The 10,973-nt window shown below is 72.0% G+C and carries 10 protein-coding genes and 1 pseudogene; 1 reads left to right on the top strand and 10 read right to left on the bottom strand.

Annotated features, from left to right (window positions below):
* From HMPREF0731_RS01150 to HMPREF0731_RS01140, 3 genes are all read right to left on the bottom strand, one after another.
* A partial coding sequence (locus HMPREF0731_RS01150; RefSeq protein ID WP_083854408.1) for an amidohydrolase occupies positions 1-1,771 on the bottom strand: 1,771 nt, incomplete at its 3' end.
* A gap of 77 nt (positions 1,772-1,848) precedes the next feature.
* Entirely contained in the window at positions 1,849-2,121 is a 273-nt protein-coding gene (locus HMPREF0731_RS01145; protein ID WP_245538217.1) for a DUF1427 family protein, read from the bottom strand.
* Between the two features lie 23 nt (positions 2,122-2,144).
* Entirely contained in the window at positions 2,145-2,798 is a 654-nt protein-coding gene (locus HMPREF0731_RS01140; RefSeq protein WP_007002147.1) for a hydrolase, read from the bottom strand.
* 452 nt (positions 2,799-3,250) lie between these two features.
* Between HMPREF0731_RS01140 and HMPREF0731_RS26010 the strand changes: the two are divergent.
* Positions 3,251-3,534: pseudogene (locus HMPREF0731_RS26010) on the top strand (IS5/IS1182 family transposase); the annotation flags it as partial.
* A 58-nt stretch (positions 3,535-3,592) separates the two neighbouring features.
* Here HMPREF0731_RS26010 and arsJ read toward each other — a convergent pair.
* From arsJ to HMPREF0731_RS01105, 7 genes are all read right to left on the bottom strand, one after another.
* Positions 3,593-4,843: an organoarsenical effux MFS transporter ArsJ gene (gene arsJ / locus HMPREF0731_RS01135; protein WP_007002145.1), complete on the bottom strand. Its 1,251-nt coding sequence runs from the start codon at positions 4,841-4,843 to the stop codon at positions 3,593-3,595.
* Positions 4,844-4,847: 4 nt separating this feature from the next.
* Positions 4,848-5,891: an ArsJ-associated glyceraldehyde-3-phosphate dehydrogenase gene (locus HMPREF0731_RS01130; protein WP_007002144.1), complete on the bottom strand. Its 1,044-nt coding sequence runs from the start codon at positions 5,889-5,891 to the stop codon at positions 4,848-4,850.
* A gap of 23 nt (positions 5,892-5,914) precedes the next feature.
* Positions 5,915-6,817, bottom strand: coding sequence for a metalloregulator ArsR/SmtB family transcription factor (locus HMPREF0731_RS01125; RefSeq protein WP_007002143.1), 903 nt, complete (start codon positions 6,815-6,817; stop codon positions 5,915-5,917).
* Positions 6,818-6,885: 68 nt separating this feature from the next.
* Complete coding sequence (locus HMPREF0731_RS01120) at positions 6,886-8,004, bottom strand: ArsO family NAD(P)H-dependent flavin-containing monooxygenase (protein WP_040612096.1); 1,119 nt, start codon at positions 8,002-8,004, stop codon at positions 6,886-6,888.
* A gap of 14 nt (positions 8,005-8,018) precedes the next feature.
* A complete protein-coding gene (gene arsB / locus HMPREF0731_RS01115) occupies positions 8,019-9,077 on the bottom strand; it encodes an ACR3 family arsenite efflux transporter (protein ID WP_007002141.1) in 1,059 nt (352 codons plus the stop codon).
* Entirely contained in the window at positions 9,074-9,433 is a 360-nt protein-coding gene (locus HMPREF0731_RS01110) for an ArsR/SmtB family transcription factor (RefSeq protein ID WP_007002140.1), read from the bottom strand. Before HMPREF0731_RS01110 ends, arsB begins: the two co-directional genes overlap by 4 nt.
* 243 nt (positions 9,434-9,676) lie before the next feature.
* Positions 9,677-10,867, bottom strand: a complete 1,191-nt coding sequence (locus HMPREF0731_RS01105; RefSeq protein ID WP_040611819.1) for an MFS transporter — start codon at positions 10,865-10,867, stop codon at positions 9,677-9,679.
* Positions 10,868-10,973: the final 106 nt, after the last annotated feature.

The following is a 10,973-nucleotide window of genomic DNA, read 5'->3' as shown; positions in this document are numbered from 1 at the left end:
AGGCGGTGGCGCAGCAGGCGGCGAGGCGGGCGAAGGCCCCCTTCCCCGCCGGCGCCGCCGCGCGGCGGTCCTGGTAGCCGCCGAAGCGGCACACCGGCGACCAGTCCGGCATGGCCGGCGGCAAGGCGGGGGCGAGCGGCGCATAGTCGCCCGCGCCATGCACCACGCGCCCGCCCACCAGCGTGAGCACGGCGGTGATATCCTGGATCTCCTCGCCCGGCACGTTGAAATAGTCGCGGTCCAGCACGGCGAGGTCGGCGAGCTGGCCGACCATGATGCTGCCCTTCTGGCCTTCCTCGTTGGAGAACCAGGTGACCTTCTCGGTCAGCATGCGCAGCGCCGTCTCGCGGTCCAGCGTGTTGCGCTCGGGCGTGATGCGCAGCCCGCCGATGGTCCTGCCGGTGGTCAGCCAATACAGCGCGACCCAGGGGTTGTAGGAGGCCACGCGCGTCGCATCCGTGCCGGCGGAGACCTTCACCCCTATCTCCAGCATCTTCGCGACCGGTGGCGTCGCCTCGGCCGCCTGGGCGCCGTAGCGCTCGACGAAATATTCGCCCTGATAGGCCATGCGGTGCTGCACGGCGACGCCGCCGCCGAGCCGCGCGATGCGCTCCAGGGATTTCTCGCTCACCGTCTCGGCATGGTCGAAGATCCAGTGCAGATCGCCGATCGGCATCTCCGCATCGACCTTCTCGAAGACGTCGAGGGCGCGGCTGATGGTCTGGTCATAGGTGGCGTGCAGCCGCCAGGGCCAGCGGTTCTGCACCAGAACGCGGACGACGCCTTCCAGGTCGTCCTCCATCGAGGCCGGCATCTCCGGGCGCTCGACGCGGAAATCCTCGAAGTCGGCGGCGGAATAGGCCAGCATCTCGCCGGCGCCGTTCAGGCGGAAATAATCGTCGCCCTGCTGGTACTTGTTCTCCGCCGTCCAGCGCAGGAAGTCGTCCTTTTCCTGTTTGGGCTTCTGGGTGAAGAGGTTGTAGGCGATGCGCACCGTCAGCTCGCCATCCTCGGCCAGCTTGCGGATGACCTCGTAATCCTCCGGGTAGTTCTGCGAGCCGCCGCCGGCATCGATGGCGCTGGTGACGCCGAGGCGGTTGAGGTCGCGCATGAAATGGCGCGTCGAGTTCAGCTGGTAGTCGAAGGGCAGCTTTGGCCCGCGCGCCAGCGTGGCGTAGAGGATGGTGGCATTCGGCTTCGCCAGCAGCAGGCCGGTGGGCGTGCCGTCGGGCGCGCGCTGGATCTCGCCGCCCGGCGGGTTCGGCGTGTCCCGGTCATAGCTCACGGCGCGCAGCGCGGCGGCGTTCAGCAGCGCGCGGTCATAGAGATGCAGGATGAAGACGGGCGTGTCCGGCGCGGCGGCGTTGATCTCGTCCAGGGTCGGCAGGCGCTTCTCGGCGAACTGGTGCTCGGTGAAGCCGCCGACGATGCGCACCCATTGCGGCGGCGGGGTGATGGCGGCCTGGGCCTTCAGCATCGCCATCGCGTCGGCCAGGCTGCGCACGCCATCCCAGCGCAGCTCCATGTTGAAGTTCAGCCCGCCGCGGATCAGGTGCAGGTGGTTGTCGAACAGGCCGGGGATCAGCCGCCGCCCGCCGAGGTCGATCACCCGCGTGGCGGGGCCGGCGCTGGGCAGGATCGCGCGCGCCTCGCCCACCGCGCTGAAGCGCCCGGCGGTGATGGCGACGGCCTGGGGCGCCGGGTTGGCGCGGTCGAGCGTGGTGATCCGGCCATTGTGCAGGATCATGTCGGGGGCGGTGTCGGCGGCCATGGCGGGGCTCCGGCTGGACAGGGCGAAGCCGAGGGCCACGAGGCCCCCGGCGATGGCGCGGCGTGTCGGTGGCGGGCTCATCCCGCCCGGTCGGGGTTCTGCGGCGGCGTGCCGCGGCCAGGCAGCGGGCCGAAGAGATGCGCGGTGCATTCCTCGCGCAGCACGGCCAGGCTGGGCGGGTGGCCGGCCACCAGGCGCTTCGCCACGGGGACGATCTGCTCGCCCAGCAGGATGCCGAGGAGGCCGACCAGCGCCACCACCGGCGGCGCCGGGGAGCGGACGTCCAGCAGGCTGTAGACCACGCCCACCAGCAGACCGGCCCCGAGCGAGAGCAGATAGGGCTTCATCATCACGGCCTCCACGGCGGGTCCGATCAGCCTTCGTGGGCGCCGAACATCGTCTTGGCGTAGATGATGCCGAGGCCGTAGCCGCCGCCGAACTTCTTGGCGATGCCGGTGGTCAGTTCATAGGTCTCGCCGCGCGCCCAGTCGCGCTGCAGCTCCAGCAGGTACTGGAGCGCGGTCATCGGCCGCGCGCCGGCCTGGACCATCCGCTCCACCGCGCGCTCATGCGCCTCGTCCGAGATGTCGCCGCAGGCATCGGCGATGACATAGACCTCGAAGCCCTGGTCGAGCGCCGACAGGGCGGGGCCGACGATGCAGACCGAGGTCCACAGCCCGGCCAGCACGATGCGCGGCTTGCCGATGCGGTTGACCTCGGCGATCACCGCCGCATCCTCCCAGGTGTTCATCGAGGTGCGGTCGAGCAGGGCCTGGCCGGGGAAGGGCTCGGTGACCTCGGGGAACATCGGGCCGGAGAAGGATTTCTCGGCGACCGTGGTGAGGATGGCGGAGACACCGAAGCCCGCGGCGGCGGCGGCCACCAGGGCGGCGTTGTTGCGCAGCGCCACCGGGTCGATCGACTTGGTGGCGAAGGCCATCTGCGACTGGAAGTCGATCATGATGAGGGTGTGGTCGGAGGGGCTGAGCAGCAGCCGGCCAGGGGCTGGCGTCGCGGTCGGGGCCATCGGGCAGGTCCTTCTGGGAAAGCATCCGGCCGCCCCCATGCCGGCCGTGGCGCAGGGTGCGGGCCATGCGCGGCAGGATGGGCCTCTCCCCGCCACGCGGCTTGGATGCTTCGGACCTGTCATGGGGCCGGCGCTGGGTGCCGGCCGAACAGGATGCTGTCGGTGGTCAGCAGGCCGGCAGGCAGGCCCTTGAAGGGGATCTCGTGCCGCCCTCGCCAAGATCCAGGAGGGTGCTGCCGCCCGAGGAGCGCAGCGCCACCTGGACCTCGGACCAGCTGCCAAAGGCCGCGCCGCAGCCGGTCAGCCGCAGCCGGTCTTGCCCCCGGTGAACCGGCGCGGTGCCGGTAAGGCGCCATGGGGCTTCAGCTTTTCGCCGGCCGGGGCGTGAAGCCGGGATGGTCATGGTTCGCGCCAGGAACCCCTAGCGGATCTTCGCGAGCGTGACCGCCCATCACCCTTGCCACGACACGCTGGGCCATCTGTTGGTCCTGCATGCCATGCCCGCCAGCGCGGGCGGCCGGCCGAGGCGGTGCAGGCCTCCACCGGGCGGAGCGTTGCATTGGCCTATGCCGACCAGGGCTACACGGGAAGCCAATCGGCCGATGTCGCAGAGGCGCACGGCATCGAACTCGCGGTGGTCGGATGGCCGGAAGCCAAGCGCGGCTTCGTGCTGCTGCCGTGGCGCTGGAGGGCCGAGCGCGCATGGGCCGGGGCAACCCGCTTCCGGCGCCAGGTCTCTCTCTGCGTTCTGCGAGATCCGTCGTGCCGCCTGGGTCCCCTCACGGTGTGCAAGGCTACGCCGCCGCTGCGCGGGTTGCAGCACGCGCCGGCAGGGCGAGCGTCAGCGCCCAGCAGAGTCCGAGCATCAGGGCCGAGCCGGCCAGGCAGGCCGTGAGCCCTGCCCAGGCGTAGAGCAGGCCGGACATCAAGGTGCCGGCGAAGCGGCCGGCCGCGTTGGCAGCGTAGTAGAAGCCCACGTCCTCCGCCGCTTTCTCGCTGCCGGCGTAGGCCAGCACGAGATAGGAGTGCACCGAGGAGTTCACCGCGAAGAGGACGCCGAAGGCGCAAAGTCCGGCCGGCACGAAGAAGCCGGGTGCCGGCACGCCCCCGATCATCATCGCGGCCAGCACCGCGGGCACGGCCGTCAACGCCAGGGACCAGGCGCGCGCGGCGGGAACCTCCGCCGACAAGCCGTCGGCACTGCGCCGGACGAAGGCCGGGGCCGCCGCCTGGACCACGCCATAGCCGATCGTCCACACGGCGAGGAAGCCGCCCACCATGGTGAAGGTCCAGCCCGAGGCGTAGAGGAAGACCGGCAGGCCGACCACGAACCACACATCGCGCGCGCCGAACAGGAAGACGCGCGCGGCGGCGATCAGGTTCACGCCACGGTTCTTCGAGAAGAGCTCCCGCGCGGAGTTCGACGCCTTGGCCTGCCCCATCATCGGCGGGAGCGACAGCACCACGCCGGCGAGGATCATGCCCAGCGCAGCCGCCATGGCCCACAGCGCGCCCCGGAAGCCCAGCGCCTCCAGCAGCAGGCCCCCGAGGAAGAAGCCGAAGCCCTTCATGGCGTTCTTGCTGCCGGTGAAGAACGCCACCCACTGGAACAGGCGCCCGGACGCCTCGCCGGCGGTCAGCTTGATCGCGCTCTTGCTCGCCGTCTTGGTCAGGTCCTTTGCCACACCGCAGATGCCCTGCGCCGCGACCACCCAGGCGACCGAGAGGGTGGCCGACCAGACGGGTGAGACCGCCGAGAGCAGCAGGAATCCGGCGATCTGCGTGGTCAGCCCGACGGCCAGCATGCGCGCGATGCCGAACCGCGTCGCCAGCCAGCCGCCGGCCAGATTCGCGCCGATCCCCGCCGCCTCGTAGAGCAGGAACAGGAAAGCCAGCGTGAAGGGCGAGTAGCCGAGGCGGAAGAAGTGCAGCAGCACCAGCATCCGCAGCGCCCCGTCGGTCAGCGTGAAACCCCAATAGGCCGCGGTGACGATGGCGTAGTTGCGGGTCCCCGAGGAGGACGGGATGGCGGCGCGGCGGCCCATCGCGCTAGATCCCCGCCTCGGCCATGTGTTGGGCCAGATCCACCATGCGGCAGGCATAGCCCATCTCGTTGTCGTACCAGGCATAGACCTTCAGCAGCGTGCCGTCGGTGACCAGGGTGCTTGGCGCATCCACGATGGAACTGCGGGTGTCGCGGGCGTAGTCCGCGCTGACCAGCGGCCGCGCCTCATAGCCCAGGATGCCGGCGAGCGGGCCCGCGGCGGCGGCGCGGAACAGCGCGTTCACCTCCTCGGCCGAGGTCTCCCGCGCCATCTCGAAGACGCAATCGGTCAGGCTGGCGTTCAGCACCGGCGCGCGCACCGCATGGCCGTCCAGCTTGCCCTTCAGCTCCGGGTAGATCAGGGCGATCGCCGTCGCGCTGCCCGTGGTGGTCGGCTGGAGCGAGAGCATGGCGGAGCGCGCCCGCCGCAGATCCCTGTGCGGTGCATCCACCACGACGTTGGTGTTGGTGGGATCGTGGATGGTGGTGATCTGGCCGTGACGGATGCCGATCGCCTCATGCACCACCTTCACCACCGGGGCGAGGCAGTTCGTGGTGCAGGAGGCCGCGGTGACGATCGGGTGCCGCGCGGGGTCGTAGAGGTGGTGGTTCACGCCGACGACCACGTTCAGCACGCTGTCGAACTTCACCGGCGCCGCCACGATCACCCGCTTCGCGCCACGCTTCAGGTGCCCGCCGAGCGTCTCGGGGTCGAGGAACCTGCCGGTGCATTCCAGCACGACGTCGACCCCCAGATCGCCCCAGGGAATCTCGGCGGGGTGCGGCTGCTCGGAGAAGGAGAGGCGCCGATCGCCGATGCGGATGGCGTCCTTTCCCTCCGCCGCGATCGGCGCGCGCCAGCGGCCCTGCACGCTGTCGAATTCGAGCAGGTGGGCGGTGGCCGCGGCGCCGCCCCTGATCTCGTTGAGGTGGACGACCTCCAGCCGGTTGCCCCGCCGCGGGTCCTCCTCCGGCCGCTCCGCCACGCCCATCGCGGCGCGCAGCGCCAGACGCCCGATGCGGCCCATGCCGCTGATGCCGACCCTCATCCCAGCTCTCCCGGCCTTGTCGGTTAGCGCGCCGTCGCGGCTGGGCCGCGCGGCGGTGTCGCGGCTGGGCCGCGCGGCGATGTCGCGTGCGGGTCGGCCAGCTCGTCCAGCCGCGCCTTCAGCGCCATCCGGTCGAGCGACGCGAAGGGGATGTTGGTGAAGATGCCGAGCCGGCGGTGCAGCGCGGCGTAGAGTTCGTTCAGCAGCGTCGCGCGCTCGGTCGCGCTGCCGGTGAACTTCGCCGGATCGGGCAGCGGCCAGGCGGCGGTGACGGTCGTCTCGCCGAAATCGGGACAGAGCTGGCCGGCCACCGTGTCGCAGAGCGCGATGACGAAGTCGATGCGGGGTGCCGCGACGCCGGTGAACTCGTCCCAGGACTTCGAGCGCAGCGCCGAGACATCGTGGCCGAGTGCCTTGAGCTGGCTCAGCACCTCGGGCAGCGGCCCGCTCCCGGACGGCGCGGAGCCCGCGGAGAAGGCGCGGAAACGGCCCTCGCCGATGCGGTTCAGGATGGCCTCGCCCATGATCGAGCGGGCCGAGTTGCGCGCGCAGAGGAACAGCACGTTGAACACGGGCTTCTGCATGACGGCAGTCTCCCCATTGGTGTCGAAAAGTCGGTGCAGGTCGCCGCAGCGCGCGGGATCGCCGCCGCAGCAGGCCGCGGCCAGGAAGGCGAGGAGCGCGCGCAGCCGCGCGATTTGCGCGGCATAGACCAGGCTGCGGCCGTGCCGCGTCGCGGCGACCAGGCCAGCCGCCTCCAGCGCCTTGAGGTGGAAGGACAGGGTGGAGGCCGGCACGCCCAGCCGCGCCGCGATCTCGCCGGCCGGCAGGCCGGAGGGGCCGGCCGCCAGCAGGCTGCGCATCAGTTCGAGCCGGGTTCCCTGCCCGAGGGCGGTGAAGCCGGCGGCGGCCTCGTCACTATCCATATTTCCAGCATAGTCGAATTGGACTCGCTGTGCGTGAAGCTTGGATGACGATATGCCTGCCACGGGGCCTAGGGCGATCCGGGTGATCCCACCGCAGGGTCGGCCCGGGCTGCCTCCAGGGCCAGCGCATCGGAGATCGCGGCCACGGCGCCGCGCGCGGCCCGGGTGATGCCGGCCAGCGTCGCGGAGGCGGTACCCGTCCAGTCCCCGTAGCCGAGCAGCCAGAGCCGAGGCTCGCACGCCGCTCGTCCGTCCGGCCCGACCCGAGCCCGGCCATCCGCACCCAGCACGCCGAGCGGCGCAAGATGGTCGAGCGCCGGGCGGAAGCCTGTGCACCAGATGATCGCCTCGGCCGGCACGCGGGTGCCGTCGGACCAGACCGCGCCGTTTGCTTCGAGGCGCGCGAAGGGCCGCAGGCTGCGCGCCAGGGCGCCGCGCGCCCGCGCCTCGCGCACGGGCGGCACCATGACGATGTCGCCCAGGCCGCCGCGTGGCTCGGGTGGCTGGCGTCCCTCGCGCTCTGCCTGCCAGCGGGCCGTCGCGCGCTCGAACAGGACCCGGCCGTCCACCTCGTCCGGCAGGAAGGCCGGGTCGCGCTCCGTCACCCAGGTGGTCCGCGCCACCTTCGACACCTCGGCGAGGATCTGCGCGCCGGAGTTGCCGCCCCCCACCACCAGCACGGCCTGGCCGGCGAAGTCCTCCGGCCGCCGGTATTGCGCCGAATGGACCTGCCGGCCCCGGAAGACGTCGCGCCCTGGCAGGTCGGGGATCCAGGGTCTGCCCCAGCTGCCCGTGGCGCTGAGGACGGCGCGGGAGCGCCAGGAGCGGCCGTCCACGGCCTCGACCATGAGGCGATCCTCGGCGCGCCGCACGGCCGCCACGCGCACAGGTCGCCGCACCGGCAACGCATAGCGGGCCTCGTAGGCGGCGAGGTAGCTCACCACCGCGTCCCGTGGCGGGTAACCGCCGCCCTGTGGCGAGGGCATCGGCCAGCCGGGCAGCGAGCTCCATTGCGCCGGCGAGAACAGCGTGAGCGAATCCCAGGCGTGCTGCCACGCGCCACCTGGCGCATCGGCCTCGTCGAGGATGGCGAAGGACAGCGGCGTGCGACGCAGGAAGTAGCCGGCCGCGAGCCCCGCCTGGCCGCCGCCGATCACGACCACGTCGAGCGCTTCCGGCGCGGCCATGCCGGGCGCGCCCGTCACGTCGGCGCCGTCCGCGGGAACCAGCGCCGCCCGAGCCGCAGCGCCACGCCCACCAGCAGGATCAGCACCGGAACCTCCACGAGGGGCCCGATGACGGTCGCGAAAGCCACCGGCGAGGCCAGGCCGAAGGCGGCGATCGCCACCGCGATGGCGAGCTCGAAGTTGTTCGACGCGGCGGTGAAGGCGATGGCCGTGGTGCGCGGGTAATCGGCCTCGATCAGCCGCCCCATCCAGAAGGAGACCACGAACATGACGAGGAAGTAGATCGCCAGCGGCACGGCGATCCGCAGCGCATCCAGCGGCAGCCGCACCACCTCGCCGCCCTTGAGGACGAACATGGCGACGATGGTGAAGAGCAGCGCGCCGAGCGTGATCGGTCCGATGCGCGGCAGGAAGGCCCGCGCGTACCAATCCTCGCCCTTGCGGGCGATCAGCAGGCGCCGCGTCAGGAAGCCAGCCGCGAAGGGCAGGCCCAGATAAAGCAGCACGGCCCCGGCGATGGTGGCGAAGGAGACCTCGACCACCCGCCCCTGCAGGCCAAGCCAGGGCGGCAGGACCGAGAGGAAGAACCAGGCGTAGGCGCCGAAGAAGAGCAGCTGGAAGAGGCTGTTGAAGGCGACGAGCCCCGCCACGTACTGGCCATCGCCGCGTGCGAGCTGGTTCCAGACCAGCACCATGGCGATGCAGCGCGCGAGCCCGATCAGGATCAGGCCGGTCATGTATTCCGGCTGGTCACGCAGGAAGAGCACGGCCAGGGCGAACATCAGCACCGGGCCAATGACCCAGTTCTGCACGAGCGAGAGCAGCAGCACGCGGCGGTCGGCGAAGACTTGCGGCAGCGCCTCGTAGCGGACGCGCGCCAGCGGTGGGTACATCATCAGGATCAGCCCGATCGCGATCGGGATGTTGGTCCCGCCCAGCGACAGCGCGTCGAGGGCCGCGGGCAGACCGGGCACCAGCGCCCCCAGCGCGACGCCGAGCGCCATCGCGGCGAAGATCCAGAGGGTCAGCCAGCGGTCCAGGAAGGACAGGCGGCGGGGCGCGGCGTCGCTCATGCGCGCCCCTCCCCCGGGCAGCAGGCGGCCAGCGGCAGCGCCGCCTCGATCAGCGGCGCGCAGGCCTCCGGCCGTCCGCCGCAGCACTCCTCCACGAGGAAGCCGATCAGGGCGCGGGCACCGCCCGCCTCCACGGCGTAGATGACCTGCCGGCTCTCGCGCCGGGATGCGACGAGGCCGGCCCGCGTGAGGATCGCGAGGTGCGTGGAGATGGTGTTGTGGGGGGCGCCAAGGCGGCGGGCCACCTCGCCAGCGGGAAGACCTTCCGGCCCCTGCCGGATCAGCAGGCGGAAGGCGCGGAGCCGGGTCTCCTGGGCAAGGGCGCCCAGGGCCTCGACGGCAGATGTCTCGTCCATTTGTCGAGAATGACGGACATTATGAGCGCCGGCAAGATGGATGTGCGCGTCTCGGCTCCGAGCTTGGGATTGACGTCCACTTTCGCGTTCCAGCCTTGCGCCGGCTCCCGGTCCGCGGCGGCGCGCAGGGCTCGGGCGCAAGCCAGGAGCCTTTCCCCTCGTCAGGCGATAGCGCGCGTCAGCGGTCGGGTAGGCGGCACATCCCGACGCCGCCTGGAGCGGCGTGGTGTCCCAGGGGAATTGTCACCGCCCGCGCGCCACCACGCGGCGGTGGAGCAGCCCGAGCGGCACCAGGGCGGTCAGGCCGGTCACCAACGCCGCGACCAGGGCGGCCACCGGCCCGACCCCTTCGATCCCCGCGGCAAGCAGGAAAGGCGCCCCGGCGCTCAGCACGGTGCGCAGCGCGGCAAGCTGGCCGAGCCGGGCGCCATAGCCCGCCGCCCCGAACAGGCTCAGCGGGACGCTGCCGCGCACGATGCTCGACAGGCCGGCGCCGAGGCCGAACAGCACGGCGAAGGCGGCACCCGCCACCACTGGATGGGGCACCACCAGCAGCACGGCGATCGCGGTGGGCAGGGCGGCCGCGGAGACGACGGCGACGGTCACGGGGTGCAGCCCGCGCCAGAACAGCGCGTCCACCAGGCGGATCAGCACCTGCGCCGGCCCCATCAGCATGGCGGTGAGCGTGGCGGCGCTCCCGAGCCCGAGCGCCTGCAGCACCGGCACGAGATGCACCGTCAGCCCCGCCAGCAGCACACCGCTGAGGGCGAAGCCGGAGGCCACGGCCCAGAAGGCCAGCCGGGCTTCCGCCCCGGCCAGCGGCGCTCCGAGGTTCTGGCGTGCTGGGGCGACGGCGCCCCCCACAACACCCTGGCGCGGCTTTGCGGCGATCCAGAGGTGGAGCGGCAGCGCGACCAGCAGATGCAGCGCGGCGAAGGCCGCGTAGGTGCCGCGCCAGCCAATCGTCTCCACCAGCCCGCCGGTCAGCGGCCAGAAGACCGTCGAGGCGAAGCCGGCGATAAGGGTGAGGTGCGTGATGGCCCGCCGCGCCTCCGCCCGCCCGAAGAAGGCGAGCGTCGCGAAGGCGGCATCGTAGAGCACCGCGACCCCGACGACCTCGATCGCCACCACGCAGGCGCCGAACGCCAGGAGGCTCGGCGCCATGGCGAGCCCGGCGACGAGCAGCACCACCGCCGCGCTGCCCGCCGCCATGACCCGCGGCGCGCCGAAGCGGTCCATCCAGGCCCCGAGCTTCGGCGCGGCGAAGCCGCCGGCGAGCAGCCCGGCCGAGAAGATGGCGTAGAGCGCGGTGAGCGAGGCGCCGAACTCGCGGGCGACCGCGGGCGCGGCGATGGCGTAGGCGTAGTAGAGCGTGCCGTAGCCGATCACCTGCGTCGCGCCGAGCGCCAGGACGATCGGCAGCAGGCCCGCCATGGCCCGGAGTGGCGGAGCCACGGCGGGGATGTCGAGAGACACCCGGCCGCCTCAGCCGCGGCAGGCGCCGCGCTGCCCTTCAGGCGCCGCCGCCGCCTCCGCCGTC

It is taken from the genome of Pseudoroseomonas cervicalis ATCC 49957 (assembly GCF_000164635.1).
In the GTDB taxonomy this organism is placed as follows: domain Bacteria; phylum Pseudomonadota; class Alphaproteobacteria; order Acetobacterales; family Acetobacteraceae; genus Pseudoroseomonas; species Pseudoroseomonas cervicalis.
This window is presented reverse-complemented; position numbering and strand designations above follow the sequence as displayed.